Annotated in this window: 12 protein-coding genes; 6 read left to right on the forward strand and 6 right to left on the reverse strand. The window is 60.5% G+C overall.

Features of this window, described 5'->3' with window-relative positions:
* Positions 1-90: 90 nt before the first annotated feature.
* The 6 genes from glgX to ACSQ36_RS20185 form a co-directional block, all read right to left on the reverse strand.
* Positions 91-2,352: a glycogen debranching protein GlgX gene (glgX, locus tag ACSQ36_RS20160; RefSeq protein ID WP_436183325.1), complete on the reverse strand. Its 2,262-nt coding sequence runs from the start codon at positions 2,350-2,352 to the stop codon at positions 91-93.
* 1,331 nt (positions 2,353-3,683) lie between these two features.
* Positions 3,684-5,900: a 1,4-alpha-glucan branching protein GlgB gene (gene glgB / locus ACSQ36_RS20165; RefSeq protein ID WP_436183326.1), complete on the reverse strand. Its 2,217-nt coding sequence runs from the start codon at positions 5,898-5,900 to the stop codon at positions 3,684-3,686.
* Entirely contained in the window at positions 5,893-9,282 is a 3,390-nt protein-coding gene (treS, locus tag ACSQ36_RS20170; protein ID WP_436183327.1) for a maltose alpha-D-glucosyltransferase, read from the reverse strand. The genes glgB and treS overlap by 8 nt, the downstream gene beginning before the upstream one ends.
* 100 nt (positions 9,283-9,382) lie before the next feature.
* Positions 9,383-12,763 (reverse strand): maltotransferase domain-containing protein, encoded by a 3,381-nt coding sequence (locus ACSQ36_RS20175; RefSeq protein WP_436183328.1) that lies wholly within the window; start codon positions 12,761-12,763, stop codon positions 9,383-9,385.
* Positions 12,764-13,187: 424 nt separating this feature from the next.
* Positions 13,188-14,849 carry a glycogen synthase GlgA gene (glgA, locus tag ACSQ36_RS20180; protein ID WP_436183329.1) on the reverse strand — a complete coding sequence of 554 codons (1,662 nt, stop codon included), beginning with the start codon at positions 14,847-14,849 and terminating at the stop codon, positions 13,188-13,190.
* A gap of 422 nt (positions 14,850-15,271) precedes the next feature.
* Positions 15,272-15,928, reverse strand: a complete 657-nt coding sequence (locus tag ACSQ36_RS20185) for a DUF1345 domain-containing protein (RefSeq protein WP_213766624.1) — start codon at positions 15,926-15,928, stop codon at positions 15,272-15,274.
* Between the two features lie 38 nt (positions 15,929-15,966).
* Between ACSQ36_RS20185 and ACSQ36_RS20190 the strand changes: the two genes are divergently transcribed.
* The 6 genes from ACSQ36_RS20190 to ACSQ36_RS20215 all read left to right on the forward strand — a co-directional run bounded on the left by ACSQ36_RS20190 (position 15,967) and on the right by ACSQ36_RS20215 (position 23,245).
* Positions 15,967-16,218: a hypothetical protein gene (locus ACSQ36_RS20190; RefSeq protein WP_436183330.1), complete on the forward strand. Its 252-nt coding sequence runs from the start codon at positions 15,967-15,969 to the stop codon at positions 16,216-16,218.
* The gene (locus ACSQ36_RS20195; protein WP_436183331.1) at positions 16,215-16,769 is read left to right on the forward strand and encodes a sugar dehydrogenase complex small subunit; all 555 of its coding nucleotides are present in this window, start codon (positions 16,215-16,217) and stop codon (positions 16,767-16,769) included. Before ACSQ36_RS20190 ends, ACSQ36_RS20195 begins: the two co-directional genes overlap by 4 nt.
* 149 nt (positions 16,770-16,918) lie before the next feature.
* Positions 16,919-18,520 (forward strand): GMC family oxidoreductase, encoded by a 1,602-nt coding sequence (locus ACSQ36_RS20200; RefSeq protein ID WP_436183332.1) that lies wholly within the window; start codon positions 16,919-16,921, stop codon positions 18,518-18,520.
* Between the two features lie 23 nt (positions 18,521-18,543).
* Positions 18,544-19,932 (forward strand): c-type cytochrome, encoded by a 1,389-nt coding sequence (locus ACSQ36_RS20205; protein ID WP_436184899.1) that lies wholly within the window; start codon positions 18,544-18,546, stop codon positions 19,930-19,932.
* A 155-nt stretch (positions 19,933-20,087) separates the two neighbouring features.
* Positions 20,088-20,825 (forward strand): metallophosphoesterase, encoded by a 738-nt coding sequence (locus ACSQ36_RS20210; RefSeq protein ID WP_213766619.1) that lies wholly within the window; start codon positions 20,088-20,090, stop codon positions 20,823-20,825.
* Positions 20,826-21,931: 1,106 nt separating this feature from the next.
* Positions 21,932-23,245, forward strand: coding sequence for a DNA topoisomerase IB (locus ACSQ36_RS20215; protein ID WP_436183333.1), 1,314 nt, complete (start codon positions 21,932-21,934; stop codon positions 23,243-23,245).
* Positions 23,246-23,264 lie beyond the last annotated feature (19 nt).

Genomic DNA, 23,264 nt, shown 5'->3' on the forward strand with positions numbered 1-23,264 from the left:
TTCAGTGCGCTTGGTCAGTTACTTGGCTTGGAGCCTGCCCGGCGTTTTGCATGACTTTTGCATGACATCTGCGAACCGTCTTCGAGCCGTTCAATTTTCCTCCTTTGCGGGCGGCGCGTGCTCGGGCACCGGCGTTTTCCACGGTTCCGCTGTCCGTCGCGGTCCGATTGTGCCCGGGTCCGGCGGCAACGCCGTCAAGAGCCGCGGCCCCTCGTGGGCGCCGGCCATCCAGACAGCCTGCCAGTCGGCGTCCCCGGTCGGCTGCGCGAGCAGCACGGCCACGCTGTGCGCCTGTACCTCCAGTTCCCCGCCGATCAGCGGATACTGCAGCGCGTCGGGCACAGCGCTATCCATGAGCACGTTCCATTCCAAGTGCGGTGCTGGGGCGGAGAAGCTCAGCGCCTCCGACGATCCGTTCATCATGATCAGGATGACATCGACTTCCCCGTTCAGGCCGGGCCCCGCGCGACGCAGCGTCAGCGCGCGTCCTTCGGGGTCCTGCCACGCGTCGATAGTCAGCGCCGCGCCGCGTTCGTCGAACCAGCTGACGTCGTAGAGACCCGGCAGCACTTCACGATCGCCGTGGAGAAAGCGCATTTCCCGCAACAGCGGGTAGTTTTTGCGCAGCGCGATGACGCGGGCGACGAAGTCCGTCATCGTGCGGCCGGCGGGCGAATCCGCTTGGCGCCAGTCGATCCACGAAATCTCGTTGTCCTGGCAATACGCGTTGTTGTTGCCGCGTTGCGTGCGGCCGAATTCGTCGCCGGCGAGCAGCATGGGCGTGCCGAGCGACAGCAGGTTCGTCGCGATCAGCGCGCGTGCCACGCGGCCGCGGGTTTCGAGGATAGCGGGGTCATCGGTCGGGCCTTCCTCGCCCCAGTTCGAGCTGCAGTTTTCGTTGTGGCCGTCGTTGTTGCCTTCCTGGTTCGCTTCGTTGTGTTTCTGCTCGTAGGACGTCACGTCCGCGACCGTGAAACCGTCGTGCGAGGCGACAAAATTCACCGATGCCCAGGGCTTGCGCATACGCCGGTGAAACAGCTCGGCGGAGCCGGTGAGACGCGCGGCGAGATCGGGCCGCACGCCGGCGTCGCCGCGCCAGAAGCGGCGTATGCCGTCGCGGAATTTATCGTTCCATTCGGCGAATCCTGGCGGGTGGTTGCCGACCTGATAACCGTCCGGGCCGATATCCCAGGGTTCGGAAATCATCTTGCGCGTGTTGAGGATCGGGTCCTGGCGGATGGCGTCGAAGAAACCGGAACCCGGGTCGAAACCATGGCCTTCGCGGCCTAGCGTCACGCCGAGATCGAACCGGAAGCCATCGATATTGAAGGCCGTTGCCCAGTAGCGCAACGAGTCCATGACCATTTGCAGCACGCGTGGATGCGACAGGTTCACCGTATTGCCGCAACCGGTTTCGTTGATATAGAGCCGTTCGTCGCCGGGGATCAGGCGGTAGTAGCTGGCGTTGTCGAGGCCGCGCCATGACACGGTCGGCCCGAGTTCGTTGCCTTCGCATGTGTGGTTGTAGACCACGTCGAGAATCACTTCGATGCCCGCCGCGTGGAGCCGGCGCACGGCGATGCGCATTTCGTTCAGCCGGTTGGTCGACAGGTATGACGGTTCGGGCGCGAAGAACCCTGCCGTGTTGTAGCCCCAGTAATTCTTGAGACCGCGTTCGACGAGGAAGCGATCGTTGAGGAACGCGTGTACGGGGAGGAATTCGACAGCGGTTATGCCGAGCTTTTGCAAGTGTTCGATGAACCACGGCGACGATAGCGCCGCGAACGAGCCGCGTTCGTGCTGGCGAATGTCCTGGCGCAGCATGGAGGTTCCGCGCACATGTGTTTCGTAGATGACGGTTTCGCCCCAGGGGACGTTCGGGCGTGTGTCGCGGGACCAGTCGAAGGCGTCGTCGGTGACGACGCATTTGGGGGTGGCGGGGGCTGAATCGCGGCGGTCCATCGACAGGTCGAGCCGGTTCGAGTGCACGCGATAGCCGAACAGTGCGTCGGACCAGCGCCATTGGCCGACGAGTTTTTTCGCGTAGGGGTCGAGGAGCAGTTTGTGGGGATTGAAGCGATGGCCGTGGTGCGGCTGATAAGGGCCGTGGGCACGGAAACCGTAGACCGTGCCGGGGTGTGCGCCGGGGAGGTAGCCGTGCCAGATTTCATCGGTGCATTCCGGCAGTTCGAAGCGGGCGAGCTCCTTGCGGCCGGTGGTATCGAAGAGACAGACTTCGATTTTTTGTGCGTTCGCTGAGAACACTGCAAAGTTGACGCCTAAACCGTCCCAGTTGGCTCCGAGCGGGTAAGCCGCGCCCGGGAGTAACTTGTCAGGAAAAGAATTAGCCATGGGGTTTCCGTTCGCACTCGGGTTTTTGGTGGTTTGGTTGGTGGTTCGGGGGTGGTCGGGGTGGTGTTGGGGTGCTAGGTTCCAGGGTTAGCGGTCGGAGTTGATGTCAGGGTGCCAGGTTCCCGCGTTAGCGGTCGGGGTCAGTGCCGGGTTGGTGCTTTCAGCGTTAGCGGTCTGCATGAGTCGGATTTTCTCTTTATCACTGTTAGCCACTGTGCGTGGCGGCACGTCATTTCTTTGTCCAAAGCGACAAAGAAACGAAGCAAAGAAAGCGCTTTAACCGCTCTACCCTAAGTGTCCACAGCGTGCAGTTTTCATTCATGGGTGCCCCAAAAGCACGGTGCTCGCCAGAGCAGAGGATGTGTGAACCCCTCCTTCTCCGAACACGGATACCCACACGCTTTGCCACCAGTGACTGAATCTGCCCAAGGGGCACCTCGCGCTATCCGCGGACGACCACCACCAAATGTGTAAGTGCCTCGAACCACGTAGCCAACCCGCCAAGAAATAAAGTCGCCAAAATGCGTAGGTCCGTAAGCGACTAAAAGCACCGCGCATGTCAAGCAAACACACTAAAAAAGTGACGCAAAAAATAGGCAGACGGTCGTGCGGTCCACTAAGAATAGACTCGCAGATCACTTGCCGAAGACCATCGGCTAACCGATCAAAAAACGAGGCCGCAAAGGCATCCTAGGCGTAGCTCAAGAAAATAAGTGCGCAAACCGGGCGGCAAATCCACTAAGAAACGGAGCAGCAAATACGCGTGAGGCCGGCCGCGCTGATTCGTGGGCAACTCGTGCTTGCCCGAGAGCGTTGGGGGCGAAGCGTGTTCGTGTCAGGATTCGCGAGAAGGAGGGGTTCAAACATCGGTGGTTCTGGCGAGCACCGTGCTTTTGGGGCACCTATGAATCAAAACTGCACGCTGTGGACACTTAGGGTAGAGCGGTTAAAGCGTTTTCTTTGCTTCGTTTCTTTGTCGCTTTGGACAAAGAAATGACGTGCCGCCACGCACAGTGGCTAATAGTGATAAAGAGAAAATCCGACTCTCGCAGACCACTAACACTGAAAGCACCAACCCGGCATTGACTCCGACCACTAACCCCAGAAACTGGCACCCCGGCACTGACTCAGACCGCTAACCCTGGAACCTGGCACCCCGGCATCAACCCCGACTGCTAACCCCTTAAAGCACCCCCGTCACCCAACCTCACCCCCACCACCCAACCTCACCCCCACCCTCTAACTCGCCCCACAACCATCAACCGCCCCACCAAACCCCAACCCGAGTGCGAACGAAAAATCCTCGACCAAGTGCGAACGAAAACCCCCTGTTAATCGGCCCTCAAAACGATGGTCGCCAACGGCGGTAAAGTCAGAGCAGCCGACCACTCCCGCCCATGACTCGAAACATTCTCGGCGTGAATCACGCCCCCATTCCCCATATTCGATCCGCCATACACCGACGCATCCGAATTCACAATCTCACTCCACTTCCCACCCCTCGGCAACCCCACCCGATATCCCAGCCGCGGCACCGGCGTCATATTCGAAATCACCACGCACTCACGACCCTCACCATCCGTGCGCCGGAACGCAAACACACTATTGGCCGCGTCATCGCCGATCAACCAGTCAAACCCGTGTGGATCGCTATCAAGCTTGTACAGCGCCGGCTCCTCGCCATACACCCGGTTCAAATCGCGAACGAGCTTCTGCAAGCCACCATGAAACGCATCGTCAAGCAAATGCCAGTGCGGCGATGCATCGTGATTAAACTCGCCAAACTGACCGAACTCACCACCCATGAACAACAACTTCTTGCCCGGATGCGTCCACATGAATCCCAGATACGCACGCAGATTCGCAAATTTCTGCCAATGATCCCCCGGCATCTTCCCAATCAACGAACCCTTCCCATGAACCACCTCATCATGTGAAAGCGGCAACACAAATCGCTCGGAATACGCATACACCATCCCAAACGTAAACATGTTGTGGTGGTACTTTCGATTGACCGGATCCTCTTCCATGTAGTGCAACGTGTCATGCATCCAGCCCATGTTCCACTTGAAATCGAAACCAAGCCCACCGTGCTCAAGCGATGCCGTCACACCCGGCCACGCTGTCGACTCCTCAGCAATCGTAATCGCACCAGGAATCTGGCGGACTTCGTGGTTAAGGCGCTTGAGAAATGCTATCGACTCCAGATTCTCGCGGCCGCCATACATGTTCGGCACCCACTCGCCCGCCTTGCGCGAATAGTCCCGATACAACATGGAAGCCACCGCGTCCACGCGCAATCCATCGACGTGGTAACGCTTCAACCAAGCCAACCCCGACGCCACGAGGAACGCGCTAACCTCGTTACGGCCGAGGTTGTAGATCATCGTGTTCCAGTCCTGGTGGTATCCCTCTCGCGGGTCCGCATGCTCGTAAAGCGGCGTGCCATCGAACTCGATCAAACCATGCGCGTCGTTCGGGAAATGCGCGGGAACCCAGTCGAGAATGATCCCCAGCTCGGCCTCATGCGCGCGGTTCACGAACTCGGCGAATTGCTCCGGCGTCCCAAACCGCGCCGACGGCGCAAACTGCCCCAACGGCTGATATCCCCACGACCCGCCAAACGGATGCTCCGCAATCGGCATGAACTCCAGATGCGTGAACCCCATGCTCTTCGCGTACGGAATCAGGCGCTCAGCAAGCTCATGCCAGTTCAACCCGCGATTGCCTTCCTCCGGAACCCGCAGCCACGATTCCGCATGAACTTCGTACACGGAAATCGGCGCGTTCACGGTCTGCCGCGGTCCGCGTGAATTCATCCACTCACTGTCGGTCCACGCGTATCCATCGATAGCCTCAGCATCCGCCACCACCGAAGCCGTCGCCGGCGGCAACTCGCTCTGCATCGCGCACGGATCGGCCTTCAGCGGCAACGTGTGGCCTTCTCGCGTGACAATCTCGTACTTGTACCGCGTGCCCGCACCGAGTCCCGGCACGAACAGTTCCCAGACGCCAGCGCCGTGGCGCAGGCGCATGGGATGCCGGCGGCCGTCCCACGAGTTGAAGTCGCCCACCACCGAAACGCGCCGCGCATTCGGCGCCCATACCGCAAAGCGCACACCCGCCACGCCGCCATGCACGACCGGCCGCGAGCCCAGACATTCCATCACCGCGTACGGGTCCCCGCCGGAAATGCGGTTCAACGCTTCATCGTTTAATACGGGGCCGAACGAGTAGGTATCGGCGACTTCCTGCGGCGTGCCGTGCCAATCGATATTGAGCCGATACGCCTGCATCTCATCGATAAACCCAATAAACAACCCCGCCGGATGAACCTGCGTCAGCGTGCCAAGCGGCTTGCTGCTGTCGCGCTCGAGCACCTGCACACCGCTTGCACCGGGCAACAGCACGCGGACCACGGGGCCGGCGTCGGTTTGATGAAGCCCAAGCTTCGAAAACGGATCGGGATGGCGAGCTTCGACGAGCGCGTCGATATCGAGCGGATGCAGACCTTCGGTCAGCAGTTTTTCGTCTGTGCGCTTATTCATGTTCGGTTCCATCAGATGTGTCCTTGAGTGCGGCGTCCACAGGTCGCGTGCCAGGGGCAGCCGGCGCGCCCGTATCGCCAAGCAGGCGGCTCGCGAGCGACGCGAGGCCACGCAACGGCAAGCCAATCCACGTCGGACGGTTCGCCGCTTCGTAGCGGATTTCGTAGGCTGCCTTTTCGATCAGGAAAAGATCGAGCAGGGCGGCGAAGGTGGCTGCATCGCCGGCAATCGGCTGTGGTGAAGCCTCTACCGCCGCGTGATATTCGAGCAGGAAACCTTCCTCGCCATGACCACGCAGGCGCTCGAACAGCGCACGCTTGCGATCGGCGGTCGCTTGTGGCGCGTTGCCGGTCGTCGGTTGCGCAGCGGCGCTGGCATACGACAAGGAACGCAATAAACCGGCCACATCCCGCAACGGACTCGATTTCTTGCGGCGCTCTTCCAGCGGCCGCGCAGGTTCGCCCTCGAAGTCGATCAGGAACGCGTCGCCCTGCGCCATCAGCACCTGACCCAGATGGAAGTCACCGTGAATGCGGATGCGCAGCGCATCAGCGTTTTCAGGCACGAGCTTTTGCACGGCCGCGAGCAGCAAATCACGGCGATCGAGCAGGCTCTGCGCCATCTCGCGGTCGTGCTCGCTGAACTCCAGAAGCTTCGATGCGAGGATATCGAGCGCAGTAACAAGCAGCGTGTGCGTGCCGTCGTTCCAGCCACACACGTCCTTCTTCGATGCCTTCTCCGGCGCAAAAGCGGGGTCATCCGAAGGTTGAGCGAGCGCAACATGCAGTTCGCCCAGCCGCCGTCCGATGATCCCCGTGACTTTCCGATACCCCTCGATCCCGAGCATTTCCTTCTCGCGGTCCACCGAGTGGTCGCCGGTATCCACGGCCAGCGCGAGTTCATCCACGGTCCGGCGCAGGTAATCGAGCACGTAATTCCACGCATCGCCCTGGTTGTCGATAAACCCTTGCAAGATGCACAGCGTATGCGGCACGCCTTCCGGGTCCACCCGCACCACTTCGCCGAACAGCGGTCCCGTATTCTGGTAACCGAGCTTCGTCAGGTGCCGGCTCATTTCGGCTTCCGGATGAATCCCGCCGACAAGCCGGCGCACCAGTTTCAGCACGATCTGATCGCCGATCACGAGCGAGCTGTTGCTCTGCTCCGCCGCCAGCCAGCGAATTTCCGGCGGTGGTTCTCCAGGCTTGAAGTTGGCGGCAAGCGCGTCGAGCCGTTCGGTGGGAATAAAGCGGATCTCACTCTTCTGCACCGTGGGAATGATCGCCCGCTGCAAGAGCTTCTTCAACACGCCGTAGGTGAAGTTCGGGACGGCGAAGGCGTCCGTGATGTGTCCGATATTACGAACCTGGCGCACACGGGCGAGCGCGAGTTGCATATAGAGCGGCGAAGTCGTTTCGGTGCCCCATGCAATGGTGAGCGGCAGCACGTAGCGTTCGACGTGATCGCCGACATCGGCTTCGATCTCCGTGAACGCAAAACCCGCTTCCGGAATGGTCGTCAATGCCGCCAGACGCACGCCTATCAGCTTCTTGTCCTTCGAAGCAAACCAGCGCCGCTTGCTCAAATAAGACGGCAGCACTTCCGACTCCAGCAAGCGCACGTTTTCCGGTGTTGGGCCGGTCTGGCCGGCGCGGATCACCATTGTCACGAATTCGGGCAATTGCTCGGACGGCGCCTGGCTCCATGCCGGACGCTGATTGCCCGGACACAACTGGAACCACAGGAAACCGTACGGCGGGAAGGTCAGCAAATACGTGAGCTGCCCGATCGGCGGGAACGCGGAATCCGCGGTCATTTCCAGAGGCACCGACCCGGCGTACTCGGACAAATCGAGTTCCACGGCCTGCGGCGCCCGCGACAGATTCGCCACGCACAGGATTGGCGGTTCACCCTCGACCTCACGCAGATACGCCAGGATCTTGCGGTTGTTCGGACGCAGGAAACGAATGGTGCCTCGGCCAAACGCCTGTTTCCCGCGACGCACCGTGAGCATCTTGCGGGTCCAGTTGAGCAGCGAGTGCGGATCGCGGCTTTGCGATTCCACGTTCACGGCGTCATACCCATAGAGCGAACCCATCACAGGCGGCAGCACAAGTTGCTCGGGATCGGCGCGCGAAAACCCGCCGTTTCTATCCGATGACCATTGCATCGGCGTACGCACGCCATCGCGATCGCCCAAGTGGATGTTGTCGCCCATGCCGAGTTCATCGCCGTAATAGATCACGGGTGTACCGGGCATGGAAAGCAGCAGCGAATTGATCAGTTCGATCCGGCGCCGGTCGCGTTCCATCAGCGGAGCGAGACGTCGGCGAATGCCAAGATTCAGCCGTGCGCGCCGATCGCTTGCGTACGTGTTCCACAAATAATCACGCTCGGAATCCGTGACCATTTCCAGCGTGAGTTCGTCGTGATTGCGCAGGAAAATGGCCCACTGGTTGGTTGGCGCGAGATCCGGCGTCTGCCGCATGATGTCCGTGATCGGGAAGCGGTCCTCGCTCGCAATCGACATGTAGATGCGCGGCATCAGCGGGAAGTGGAAGGCCATGTGGCATTCATCTTCGTCGCCGAAATACTCCTTCACGTCTTCCGGCCATTGATTCGCTTCGGCCAGCAACATCCGGTTCGGATATTCCGCGTCGATAGTCGCGCGGATCTTCTTCAAAATCGCGTGTGTTTCCGGCAGGTTTTCGTTGTTCGTACCTTCGCGTTCGACGAGGTACGGCACGGCATCCAGCCGCAAGCCGTCGATCCCCATGTCGAGCCAGAAGCGCATCACCTGCAGCACTTCCTTGAGTACGGCGGGGTTATCGAAATTCAGGTCCGGCTGGTGGTTGAAGAAGCGGTGCCAGTAATACTGGCCGGCGACGGGATCATGCGTCCAGTTGGACGGCTCCGAGTCGATGAAAATAATCCGCGTGTCTTCGTACTTCTTGTCAGTGTCGGACCAGACGTAGTAGTTGCGATGATTCGAGCCCGGCTTCGCGAGGCGCGCGCGCTGGAACCACGGGTGCTGGTCGGACGTATGGTTGATAACGAGTTCGGTGATCACGCGAATGCCGCGCGCGTGCGCTTCCTGGATGAAACGCTTCACGTCGGCGAGCGTGCCGTAATCGGGATGCACGTTGCGGTAATCGGCGATGTCGTAACCATCGTCACGTCGTGGCGACGGATAGAACGGCAGCAGCCAGATCGTATCCACGCCGAGTTCGGAGATGTAGTCGAGCTTCGCCAGCAGGCCGGGGAAATCGCCGATGCCGTCGTTGTTCGCATCGAAGAAAGACTTGATGTGGATCTGATAAATGATCGCGTCTTTGTACCAGAGCGGATCGTTGCTGAGAGTCGAATTCTTGTTACGCTTCACGTGTCGCTCCTTGAGCCGCGACGGTGGTTTGTCCCGGCTGTATGAGTTGTTCTGTGCCACGTCGGCGAGTGCCGTCGTGATGATGACTGTCAGGTGACGCTCAGAGGGGAGTCGGCGCCCGCGGCAAACCCCACGTCGGCGCGATTCTCCAGATCGCGAACGGCCGCGTGTTCGGGTCGAGGCGGATATGCTGCTTTTTGCCGCGCCATTCGAAACGTTCGCCCGTCATCTGGTCCTCCACGGCCAGTGCGTCCCATTCCTGCACACCCCAATTATTCAACGTCTGCCACGGCAGTTCCACGTCCGCGCCTTGTTCGTTGAACGGATCGAGATTGATCGCGACCAGCACGATGTTGTCGCGCGCCGCATTCGCTTTCTCGAAGAACAGGATGTTGTCGTTGTGAGCGGGAAGGAAGTTGACGCCGAGATGTGAATGCAGCGCCGGATTCGCCTTCCTGATCCGGTTCAGCGCCGTGATTTCCCCGACGATATTCCCCGGCCGGTTCCAGTCCCAGGCCCGGATCTGATACTTCTCCGAATCGAGATATTCTTCGCTGTTCGGCAGCGCGGCGGCTTCGCAGAGTTCGAAGCCGCTATACACGCCCCATAGCCCCGACAGCGTCGCAGCGAGCGCGGCGCGGATCACAAAACCGGCGCGGCCTGAGCGTTGCAGGAAACGCGGGTTGATATCGGGCGTATTGACGAAGAAGTTCGGCCGGAAATAGTCCTTCGCGTCCGTCTGCGTCAGGTCATGCATGTATTCCAGGAAATCTTGCTTCGACTCGCGCCACGTGAAGTACGTGTACGACTGCGAGAAACCGAGCTTGGCGAGCCGGTTCATCACGCGCGGACGCGTGAACGCTTCGGCGAGGAACATGGCGTCCGGGTGACGCGAGCGCACGTCGCCGATCACCCATTCCCAGAACGGCATGGGTTTGGTGTGCGGATTGTCGACGCGGAAAATCTTCACGCCTGCCGCGATCCAGAACAGGAACACGTCGCGCAACGCGAGCCAGAGTTCCGGCTTCGCGTCTTGCGCGTAGAAGTCCGGATTCACGATGTCCTGATACTTCTTCGGCGGATTTTCCGCATAACGCAGCGTGCCGTCGGGGCGCCACGCGAACCACGTGGGATGCTCCTTCAGCCACGGATGATCCGGCGCACACTGCACGGCGAAATCGAGTGCAATCTCCAGACCGTGGGCACGCGCGGCTTCCAGCATCTGCTTGAAGTCGTCCAGGTTGCCGAGTTCGGGATGCACGGCGTCATGGCCGCCTTCCTTGCCGCCGATAGCGTAAGGGCTGCCTACGTCGCCGGGTAGGGCCGTCAGTGTATTGTTCTTGCCCTTGCGGTTCGCCACGCCAATGGGGTTGATCGGCGGGAAGTACAGCACGTCGAAGCCCATCTCGCGGATGCGCGGCATCTTGCCGATTACATCGACAAACGTGCCGTGACGATTTTCGTCGTCGCTCATGGAGCGCGGGAAGATTTCGTACCAGCTTGCAAAGCGCGCGGCGGCGCGTTCGGCGTCTATCCGATACGTCACCGGATCACGCGACAGGAACGGCCGGTGCCGCGCCGCCTCGATCGCCAGCGCCGTTTCCGGTGCGAGCGCCAACGTGAGCCGGGTGTCTGCATCGGCCTTGGCGAACTGCTTGACGATCCGTTCCAGCGGTTCCGTCTGCACGCCTTCCGCGGTTTTCACTTCGGCCAGGATCAACGCGAACAAATGGCGCGCTTCCTCCAGTTCGAGTTCAACCGTCTGTTCGGCCTTCAGCTTCTTCTGCATGTGATCGATCAGCGAAGCGAAGTCGTCGCGCCACGCGATCACGGTGAATTCATGACGGCCTAAGCGGTCCAGCGGAATGTGCGTCGTCCACAGATCGTTGCCGCGCGGCAGGACCGGCACCATTGGCGCTTCGTGCCAGTCGGTTTCATCGGCGGCGCGCCATTGCACGGCGGCCGCGATCTTGTCGTGGCCTTCCGCGAAAATCGCCGCCGTGATTTCAACCGCTTCACCTACGATCCGCTTCGCCGGAAAGCGCCCGTGATCGACCGACGGCGTCACGCTTTCGATCGCCACCCGCGGCGCCACCAACGCCTCGTTCACCGACTTCTTGTCAGCTGCCTTGGCGCCGCGCTTGACCTGGGGTTGCGCCAGCAGGATGGGCGGCTCGGCCGCGCCGCGCAGCAGTCGCACTTCGCCAGGTTGCAGCAGGAAAGGCTCGAGCGGCAGCGGCGTTTCCGTCGTGTCCTCGTCAATTGCCCGAAACCGCGTGAAGTTGCCCGGTGCGCCGTCCAGCAAATGACGGGTATCGACATAAACCGGCGTGGTGAGGTCCGGGTTCAGCACGATCAGCGCCGCCTCGGCCGCGACCCGCAGGTCCGGGCCGCTGCCGCGCAGAATGGCCGCGTAAGGCGTGCCCGCGCCGGTCAGCGCGCGCAGTTCGCCCGTGCTCGCCAGCGCCGCCGAGTTGCGTTGCAACGCGTTGGCGTGCGCCACTTCCGCCGATACGTTAAAGCGCGCGCCTTCCCTCGCGCGCCGGAATTCTTCCGCGCTGCCGTGGTTGTAGGTGAGCGGCTGCGTGACGCCGTATTCGAATCCCATGGGCACGAGGAGGCCGGTGCCTATGCCCGCCGCCGTGTACAACGCGCGCCGGTAGGCACGTTCTACCAGCGACGAGTCGCCGGTGTCAGGCAGATCGTGGAGCAGGCGCGAGCCGTAGGGCTCTTCTGGAAACGCAATGGGCGGCGCGATGCGAAATAGCGCGGCGTGTTCATCGAAGAGCCAGTTGCTCTGGAAATCCCACCATCGCGACGATGAAAACACCGAGTCGAAACCGGCATCGGCGAGAGCGGCGAGGTCCTGACGGCTGATGCCGACGGTCCATGCCAGCCATTTCGTTTGCGGATGACGTTCGCGAACGGCCGCACCGAGCCTGCGCCACACGTGGGCCGGCACCTTGTGCGGCGCCTCGAAGCGAAAGCCGCCAATGCCGGCATCGGCCAGCAGCATCAGCTCGCGCGCCCACCATTCGGTGAGCGCCTGGGCCGCTTCGCCATCAGCGAAATTCGCATGCGCCGCGCTTTCTTCATGCGGCGCATGACGCGGATCGAGCCGGGCTTCAGCCGCTTCGAACGGATGGAACCAGTGCCGGTTGTCCCGGAACAAGCCGCCTTCAGCGCTCACCTGGTCGAGGGTGATATCGACCAGCAAGGTCAGGCCGTGCTTGCCCGCCTGACTTGCAAGCAGACGCAGGCCCTCGCTCGCGGGTGCGTCGGATTCGAATACAGAATGGAGTTTGTGATGATCGGCCACGGCCTGTCGATGGCCGTTGCTGCCTGGCTGGAACGGCGCGCCGATCAGGACGTGATCGAAGCCCAGCGCGGCGGCATGTTCGAATTGTGCGGACCACTCGCGCAATGGTCCGACGAGAAGCGGATCGATGAAATAGATTCTTGGTGCGTATGCTTGAAGCATGTGATGGTGTTCCATCGGTCGTCTTTTCCAGTTCGTCCTGCTATGGCGTGGATGCGGGAAAACGCGATCGCGCTCAACCAGGCAATAAACCAAACCGCAAGAACGGCTACGGCAGACGAGCCTCAGACAGTCTTCAAAGCACCAATTCCGGGGTGACGAGTGCGGTGCGTATCGACTATCGACGTCAGGTCATCAGGCGATACGCCGTTCGGTGCGGCGCCAGGGTCGCTTGAAGGACACAGCACGTAGCGTGCCGCGCCTCTTTCGCGTTTCCTGGGGTATGTCGGAGCCTGAGCGTAGCCAATGGTTCGCGACCAGCATGCGGGTTCAGGTCAGACGACATGCGTTCGCGGCGCACTGCAATCCAGTGCGCCGCGAACGGCCAACCCTGTAACCGTACCATCGAAAAGGGGTGTGTGGAACGTCAGGCGCTGCGTGCGACGAATTGCGCCTGTTGTGCCTGTTGCGCTTCACGACGCTCGGCCTCGGCCACCGCCATGACCGGCACTGCCCGAACCCTGCCCGGCACACGGCGCGTGCGCAACGGTGCTTTGGCGGGACGCATATCGGTGAGACTCGCGTATAGCTGGACATACTTCGCTACCGCCTGGTCCCAGCCGTAATCGCGCGCCATCGCGTTGCGTTGAAGCGCGCGCCATTGTTGCGGACGCATGAAGGCGTCGATGGCGCGCGTGGCGGCGACAATCACGTCCTGCACACGGTCGCCATCGAAGAGGAAGCCGGTCGCCGGGCGCGAGGACGTTGCGCCCTCGAAGCCGCCAACGGGAGATGCCTGGAAACCCGTCTGATGCCCCGCAGAGTCGGCTGCGTCGGCAGCATCCACGATCGTATCCGCCAGCCCGCCCACGCGCGATGCCACGGGCAACGTGCCATAACGCATGGCGTAGATTTGCGTGAGGCCGCAAGGCTCGAAGCGGCTGCCATGCAGCAGGATGTCAGCACCGGCATGCAGCACGTGCGCGCGGCGCTCGTCGTAACCTATATAGACACCCACCCGATCCGGCCAGGTCTGCGCCAGCCGCTGGAACGCGGCTTCTATATATGCTTCGCCTTTGCCGAGCACGGCAATCTGCAAACGCGGATAGTGTTCCAGCAGCGCGGGAATGGCTTGCACGGCGACATCGGCCATTTTCTGCGATGTCATCCGGCTGCCGAGCGCGATCACCGGCGCGAAGGGGTCGGTGGGAAGGCCGAACATCTGCTGCAACTCGCGCTTGCAGGCGTGCTTGCCGCGCATATCGTCGAAACAATAATGGCGGGCGATTTGCGGATCGGTCCTCGGGTCCCAGGTATCTACGTCGATACCGTTGATGATCCCCGAGAGCTTGCCGGCGCAACTTTGCAGCACGCCTTCCATCAGGTGGCCGAAGCGCGGCGTGAGGATTTCGCGAGCATACGTTTCGCTGACGGTAGCAACGTGGTCGGCATGGACAATGCCGGCTTTCATCAGACTCAATGCACCATAAAATTCGATGCTCGCAGGTTCGGTCAACGCGGGCACGAGCCATTTGGCAGGCACGCCGAGCGCTGCACCAAGCGAGAGCGAATAGTTGCCCTGGAACGCCAGATTGTGGATCGTGAAAACGCTTTTTGCGTGCACGCCGGCTTGCTTCATCAAGAGCGGTGTGAGTCCAGAATGCCAGTCATGCGCGTGCACGATATCCGGCTTCTTGAACCCTCGAACGCCTTCGGCAATCTTCACCGCCGCCGCCGATAACGACGCGAAACGAATCGCGTTGTCTTCGTAGTCGCGTCCTTTCGCGTCTTGATAGAGGCCTTCGCGTGCGTACAAATGATCCATGCGCAGCAGGATCACGGGCACGCCGGTTTCTGGCATGCGACCACGATACAGCGCGCCGTCCCCACCGGGGAGCCCCGTCACCGAAGCCACCTTCTGTAATCCCGCGACCATCTGCAGCGCTGTCGGATAGGCCGGCATGAGGATCGCGGCATCAACTCCGGCCTCACGCAACGCAACGGCGTACGCGCTGACCATGTCACCCAGTCCGCCAGTTTTGGCTAACGGCACAGCCTCGGAAGCGACAAGCAAGACGTTCAAGGACAAAGCTGACTCCTGGCGTTTGATGGATGAAAAGCGATGGGATGCGCTTGGGGCCAGAAGAATCTGCGGCGCATGCGTCCGGTGCTTTTATCGGAGGGAAGAGAGGGTGCGGGATAGCTAGAGCAAGGCGTGTGCCATGTTCTTAAGAATCTGCTGAAACCGGGGGAAAGAGACGGGCTCTGCTAAGCCCTGAGGTCGATGTCAGGCGAACCTCGGAAGCCGTGTAAAAAAGCACGCGCTGCGGGCGGCGTTTTTACACGGAGAGTTCGGGAATCGTTATACGAAAGACGGGGCTGGCGGTGCGCTTATCCATCGAGATGCAAGAATTGTCAGCCCTCCAGATTAATTTATCCGAGCCGGAAATTACGCCCGAAGGCACTCAGTCGTGACGGCAATATTTGCTTCTTGAATCAGATCAAATCAGCTCAAGGCCCAAGTAAGCTGGCCGCCGTGTTGACACATAATCCGATCACCGCGGCGTTGAAGAAGAACGACAAGACGGATTGCGCGAGCGCCGCTCGCCGGACTTCATTGGAGCAGAGCACGACATCCGAAGTCTGCGACGCCACCGCGATCGTGAATGAGAAATAGAGGAAGTCCCAATAGTCCGGCTTGAGATGGGCATCCGGGAATCTCAGCGATGTCTCGTCGCCCTCTGACTGATAGTAGTGACGTGCGTAGTGGAGTGTGAAGATGGTCGGGATGAGGAACCACGCGCCCAGCATTGTGAATGCAGTCAGCAGATAGTGGAGCACCGCGCCGCGCAAGCCCAGGTTCTTGGCCATGGCGAGCTCGAACACAATGGCGATGAGGCTTGCTATAGCGGCCAGGCTGATGATGAGCAGCACCATGCCTGCATTCTCATCCTCGCGTTCGGCGAGCTTCTGCACTTTGTCTTGACGCGCAAGCGCCATCTGAATCCAGATAAGCACGAGATACAGCCATACAGCACTGTCCCATCCAATGAGGCCGCGCACGATCGGCTTGAAGTCATGTGGAACCAAAAGCGCCACGATCACACCAATCACGAGTGCAATGACTGCCCGCGGGCGATAGCGAAGTACTTGGGGAACGAGATTCATTTTTTATAGCGGTCTGGTTATGGCGGGTTATGGCGGTTATGGCGTTAAGCTGGCACGGAACGGTATCGGGCAAGACACAGCAAGATGCAGTGCTTCACGGTCCTAAAGTGCCGCGATTATTGCCCGTGCGCCTTTCAATTGCCAGCGGCCAACGGCTGGTTGTTATCCGCTTCATCGTGCATGCCTCGGCCGCCGCAAGGCGTGCCTTAAAAAAACTGCTCGGGGGATATCGACAGGTGCAATCGATCATCGCCTCTCTGAACAACGCGAATTGGGACTTCACACCATGACACAACTCGATCACCCCATGGCGCGCGCACAGTCGGCCACACGCCGGCGTTTTGTTCTCGGCGCGTGTGCGTCAGCAGCCGCGCTCGCGTTCACTTCTGTGGGTTTCGGTTTCCCAACATTCTTCACCCGGGCTTTCGCCGATACCCCGCCTGCAGGTCTCGACGGTTTCCTGCTGCTCTCGCGCAAACTGACCGGACGCACCACCTTCGATCCTGCGCTGGCGCAGCGCGTGTATGACGCGCTGTCGAAGTCGGACAGCGAGTTTGTAGGCAACGTGAGCGCCCTGAACGTGTGGCTCGCGGCGCATGGCGGCGTGCCGTCGGATACGGTGACGCAGGCGCTCAAGGTGGATACGCCCAAGCTCGCTGGCACGGTCACCGCGATCATGCGGGCGTGGTATCTCGGTCTTGTCGGCGATGCGCCGCGCGTGAGCGTGGTCGCCTACGAGCGCGCGCTGATGTTCGATCCGGTCAACGACGTGCTGACCATTCCGTCGTATTGCCGCGACGTGCCGTTCTACTGGGCGCAGAAGCCGCCTGGCGCGGCGTGAACCCAACGCATCGAACGTATCAAGAACGCATCAAGCCGGCACGCTGCCTGACGACACCTGCCTGACAACATAATTGACAGCAGGATTGTTGGCACGCTCGACAGCGCGACCGAAGCAAATAAAAATCTACCCTCACAGGACAACAACAAATGGCAAATTCGAATTCGGCCGATGTGGTGGTCGTCGGATCGGGGGTTGCGGGCGGACTCGTTGCGCATCAACTCGCGACCGCGGGCGCATCCGTGATCCTGCTCGAAGCCGGGCCGCGTATTCCGCGCTGGCAGATCGTCGAGAACTTTCGTAACTCGCCGGCCAAAGCCGACTTCGCTACGCCGTATCCGTCGACACCTTACGCGCCGCATCCCGAGTATTCGCCCGAGAATAACTATCTGATCCAGAAGGGCGAGTATCCGTACGCGTCGCAATACTTGCGGCTCGTGGGCGGGACGACCTGGCACTGGGCCGCCGCTGCGTGGCGCTTGCTACCAGCCGATTTCAAGCTGAGGACGCTCTATGGCGTAGGTCGTGACTGGCCGATCCCATACGAAACCCTTGAGCCCTGGTACTTCGCCGCCGAAGTGCAGCTTGGCGTGTCCGGTCCGGGCAATAACGTTGATCTTGGTTCGCCGCGTTCCAAACCGTATCCAATGGACATGCTGCCGCTGTCCTACATGGACCAGCGTTTCTCCGATGTCCTCAACGCGCAGTCTTATCACGTCGTGCCGGAACCGGTCGCGCGCAACAGCCGCCCGTACGATGCCCGTCCAACCTGCTGCGGCAATAACAACTGCATGCCGATCTGCCCGATCGCCGCCATGTATAACGGCATCACGCATGCGGAGAAAGCCGAGCGAGCCGGCGCGAAGCTGATCGCGCAAGCGGTCGTCTACAAGATCGAGAGCGACGACAAAGGGCTGATCACCGCTGTCCATTACAAGGACCCGAACGGCAACAGCACGCGTGTCACCGGCAAGCTCTTCGTGCTCGCGGCTAATGGAATCGAAACGCCGAAGCTGATGTTGCAGTCGGTATCCGACAGATTCAAGAACGGCATTGGCAACAGTTCGGATCAGGTCGGCCGCAACCTGATGGACCACCCGGGCACCGGCGTGACCTTCCTTGCCAACGAACCCGTGTGGCCGGGACGCGGGCCGATGGAAATGAGCTCGGTAGTGAACTTCCGTGACGGCGCTTTCCGCTCGGAATACTCGGCGAAGAAGCTGCATTTGTCGAATGGCGTCCCTACCATGTCGGTCACGGCGGACCTGATCGCCCGAGGCGTGACCGGAGCGGAACTGGACCGCCAGATCCGCGACCGCGTCGCGCGCACGATGAACATCAACAGCTTCCACGAGCATCTGGCCGAGCCGCAGAACCGGGTCGTGCCCTCGTCGGATCACAAGGATTCGCTCGGCATCCCGCAGCCCGAGATCTATTACTCGATCAACGACTACGTGAAGAAAAGCGCGGCGGACACACGCGTCCAATATGCGCGGATTGCGGAGTTGTTCGGCGGCACGGAGATCACCTTCGACGATAAATTCGCCCCGAACAACCACATCATGGGGACGACTGTCATGGGCGCGGACCCGAAGGATTCCGTCGTCGATTCCGAATGCCGCACGCATGATCACGCGAACCTCTTCATTGCCGGCAGCGCGGTGATGCCGACGGCGGCATCGGTGAATTGCACGCTGACGTTGTCCGCGTTGTCGCTGCGTCTCGCCGACAAGCTGAAGAAAGAACTTTGATTGCGCGCCGACGGAGATCCATGATGAAGAACCCCAAACCTCGCGACGCGAAGACCTTCAATAACCTTAGCATTGGCAAGCTTGGCAAGCGCCTGGGCGGCGCGCTCGCCGTTCTTGCGCTTGCCGTCACGGGCGTGAGTTTCCACACGCTGATTCAGTCGGCGCACGCGCAGACTGCCGCGACGGAGCCCACGGTCGTGCAGCGCGACACGCTGGCCGGCGCGGCGCTGATCAAGCGCGGCGAATATCTGGCGCGCGCGGGCGATTGCGTGGCGTGCCATACCGCCGACAAAGGCCGTCCGTTCGCGGGCGGTCTGCCGATCAGCACGCCGTTCGGGACTATCTATACGCCGAATATCACGAGCGATCCGGATACCGGCATTGGCCGCTGGAGCGACGCCGACTTCCTGCGCGCGATGCACGAAGGGATTGGCAAAAGCGGTGAGCGCTTGTACCCGGCTTTCCCTTACGCCGAATATACGAAGGTCACGGGCTCGGACGTTCTCGCGATCCGTGCCTATCTGAATACGCTTGTGCCGATCCACTACACGCCGCCGCGCAATGCGCTGTCGTTTCCGTTCAACCAGCGATGGCTGATGGTGTTCTGGAACATGTTCAATTTCAAGGAAGGGCGTTTCGTGCCCGACCCGCAGCAGAGCGCGGAATGGAATCGGGGCGCTTATCTGGTTGGCGGACTCGCGCATTGCGAGGAATGCCATACGCCTCGCAATGTGATGCAGGGCCTGAAGACGAGCGAGCGCTTCAGCGGCGCCGAGTTGTCCGGCTGGCATGCGTTCAACGTCACGCCTGACAAGACTGCGGGCATTGGCGGATGGACCGACGACGAGCTGACGCAATATCTTGCGACCGGTGTGGCGCATGGCCGGGCGAATGCGGCTGGCCCGATGGCGGATGTGGTGCAAAACAGTACGCAGTACATGACGCCCGAGGATCTGCGTTCGATCGTGGTGTACTTGCGCTCGGTGCCCGCGCAGAGCGGCGGCGACATCCATCCGCGTGATTCCTTTGGCAAGCCGACCAGCGCGGATGTCACGGCAATGCGCGGAACGGCGATCAGCGGGGTGAATGGCGCACAATTGTTTATCGCCAACTGTGCGACCTGTCATAGCTGGACGGGCGAGGGTCGGGGCGGCAACGCGCCGGGGGCATATCCATCGCTGATTCATAACGGCGTGGTGGGGGCATCGGCGGCTAACAATCTGACAATGGTCATATTGCACGGCGTGAGTCGTCAGACGAAAGACGCTACCGCTTTCATGCCCGCATTCGCGGATGAACTCAGCGATGAACAGATTGCCGCCATCGGCAATTATGTGACGAAGACGTTTGGCAATCCGCAATCGACGACGTCCGCCGATCAGGTCGCCAAACTCCGTTCGACACCGCAATAAATACGGTGCGATTCAGCCTGGTGCGGCAATTATTGCCGCGCCAGGCTGATCGTGTTGCGCATTGATGGCGGTCGTTCCAGAATGTGGAGGGATGCGTTGTTGGAAAGCGAGTTGGCGCGCATAACTGTGCGTTTTGGAAGATTAAGATTACTGCCATGACTGCCTCTACTTACCCTGTCGTTTGCTGGCATCCGGCGAACAAAGTTGGCCGTGACCTTGTGGTTGGCGATTTGCACGGTTGCGTCGATGCTCTGCGTTATTTGCTTAGCGAAATTGCTTTCGATGGTTCGCGTGATCGCCTGTTTTCCGTGGGCGATCTGGTCGATCGCGGGAGCGATTCGCTTGGCGGCATCGACTTGCTCGATAAGCCCTGGTTTTACCCTGTGCTCGGCAATCATGAAGACGCGTTGTGCGCGGTTGCGGCGGGCAAGATGCAGCGCCACATGTGGTATTCGATCGGCGGCGCGTGGGCGGCGAACCTGACGGATGAGCAACTGAAGGGGATTGCGACGAAGTTGGCGAGTGTTCCTTTGGTGCGAATTGTCGGCGATGGTCCGACGCGGTTCAACGTGCTGCATGCGGAATTTTTTGGCAGCGACGCTGATCTGGAAGTCGCGTATTTTCCTGACGATGTGCGCCAGCAGTTGTTGTGGGGGAGATCGCTTGCGCTGGGGACGGGGAAGGCTGCCTGGCAGCGGGGGTTATCGCCGACCTATTGTGGGCATACGCCCATGAAGGCGATCAAGCAGATCGGGTCGCAGATTTTTATCGACACAGGCGCTTATACCGATGACGGGCGCCTCACTATTGTCGAGGTGGGGACCGATCAGCGCTGGTCGGTCAAGCAGGGTTGGGCGAGTGCGGAAGGGGCTAGGGAGTTGGCATTACCGTAGGGGGGTCGTTCGCACTCGGGTTTGGGTTGGTGGGGTTTGGGGTTAGTTGGTCGGAGTTTATGCCGGGTTGCTGCTTTCGGCGTTAGTGGTCTGCGAGAGTTGGATTTTCTCTTTATCACTGTTAGCCACTGTGCGTGGCGGCACGTCATTTCTTTGTCCAAAGCGACAAAGAAACGAAGCAAAGAAAGCGCTTTAACCGCTCTACCCTAAGTGTCCACAGCGTGCAGTTTTCATTCATGGGTGCCCCAAAAGCACGGTGCTCGCCAGAGCGAAGGATGTTTGAACCCCTCCTTCTCGCGAATCCTGACACGAACACGCTTCGCCCCGTACGCTCTCGGGCAAGCACACTTGCTAAGGAACCCGCACGGCCTTACAGGTATTTACGGCTGCGGTTTTTTGACAGGTTAGCTACCTGGTCTGTGTGACCGTATTCATAGGTCACAGCTTGATGCGTGTTTGTGGTTACTGCTTCAGTTCTTTGTGAATTGGCTGCGCGTTCTGTACAGCTATTTTCGTCGGTTACGGCCACCCGCATCTTTGCGGCCTCGTTTCTTGGCGGGTTGGCGACGCGGTTCGAGGTGCGTACACATTTGGCGGGAGGTCGTCCGCGGATAGCGCGGGGTGCTCCTTGGGCAGGTTCAATCACTGGTGGCGAAGCGTGTGGGTATCGGTGTTCGGAGAAGGAGGGGTTCACACATCCTTCGCTCTGGCGAGCACCGTGCTTTTGGGGCACCTATGAATGAAAACTGCACGCTGTGGACACTTAGGGTAGCGTGGTTGAAAGCGCTTTCTTTGCTTCGTTTCTTTGTCGCTTTGGACAAAGAAATGACGTGCCGCCACGCACAGTGGCTAATAGTGATAAAGAGAAAATCCGACTCTTGCAGACCACTAAGGCTGAAAGCACCAACCCGGCATAGACCCCAACCGCTAACCCTAGACCCCAACCGCTAACCCAGAACCTTGGCAACCCGGCATAAACTCCGACCACTAACCCTGAACCCTACCAACCCAAACCCAACCCAAAAACCCGAGTGCGAACGAAAACCTAGTGGTATGGGCCTTGCTCGAATCCCGTCTAATCGAACGAGACCCCAGCGAGGCACGCAGTGACATCCCCCCAGCAACCCCAGGACCAACAACCGCAGAGCGAGATCAAGGGCTGCCCGGAAGACCTGCCCCCAGGTCTGCGCTACGTCGATGACTCCCGCCCCGGCTACACTCGCACATGGAAAAACGGCGCCTTCGTCTATTTCAACACCCAGGGCAACCCCCTCTCTGACGACGCCGACATCAAACGGATCAACGCCCTCGCTATCCCGCCCGCTTACACCAACGTCTGGATCTGCCCCGACTCACGAGGCCACCTGCAAGCCACCGGCCGCGATGCCCGCGGCCGCAAGCAATATCGATATCACCCGCATTGGCGCGAAACCCGCGACGCCACCAAGTACGAACGCATGCTGGCGTTCGGCGCCGTATTGCCGAAACTCCGTGCCCGCGTAACCCGGGACCTCGACCTCGAAGGCATGCCCCGCGACAAGGTCCTGGCCACCGTGGTCAAGCTCCTCGACACCACGCTGATCCGCGTAGGCAGCGAAGAATACGCACGCGAAAACAAGTCCTACGGACTCACCACCCTGCGCAAGAAACACCTGAGCGTCAAATCCGGCACGCTACGCTTCCAGTTCCGCGGCAAAAGCGGAATCGAACACGATGTCTCGGTGAGCGACCCGCGCATCGCCAGGATCATAAAACGCTGCATGGACCTGCCCGGCCATGACCTGTTCCAGTACCTCGACGCGAACGGCGAACGCCACACCGTCAGCTCCTCCGATATCAACGACTACCTCCACGACATCACCGGCGCCGACTTCACCGCGAAGGACTACCGGACATGGGCCGGCAGCGTGTTCGCCCTGGCAGCGTTGCGCAAGCTGGCGTGGGAAACCGTGACCGAAGCGCGCAAGCACGTGGTCGGCACGATCAAGGAAGTATCGAAGATATTGCGCAACACACCGGCCGTATGCCGCAAATGCTATGTCCACCCAGCGGTGATCGAAGCGTTCGAAGCCGGTGAACTCACCGACGAACTGCCACCCTCCCGCCGATCCGGCCTGAAAACCGACGAAACCTTGCTCGCCATTTTTCTGGAGAAGGACGCAAAGCGCCGCGCTCGCGAAGCAGCGCGCGGTCGCAAGAATCCCGCAAATGGCGCTGATCCGCAGCTCGCCGGGATGCTCGCCAAGTCCAGTCAAAAAGCGAAAGCGGCTGCGCTAAAGAACTCGTCGAAGGACGTCAGCACGGAGGCGCTGGCGAAGGTGTCGAAGACCGCTGCACCGAAAAATGCATCGGCAACCGCGCGCCCTGCGAGCAAGAAGATCGCGCGCGTACGGTCATCGACGGCGGTGGCCATCCGCTAAATCAGCCAGTTGAGTTGCC

It is taken from the genome of Caballeronia sp. LjRoot34, assembly GCF_964253815.1.
Lineage (GTDB): Bacteria > Pseudomonadota > Gammaproteobacteria > Burkholderiales > Burkholderiaceae > Caballeronia.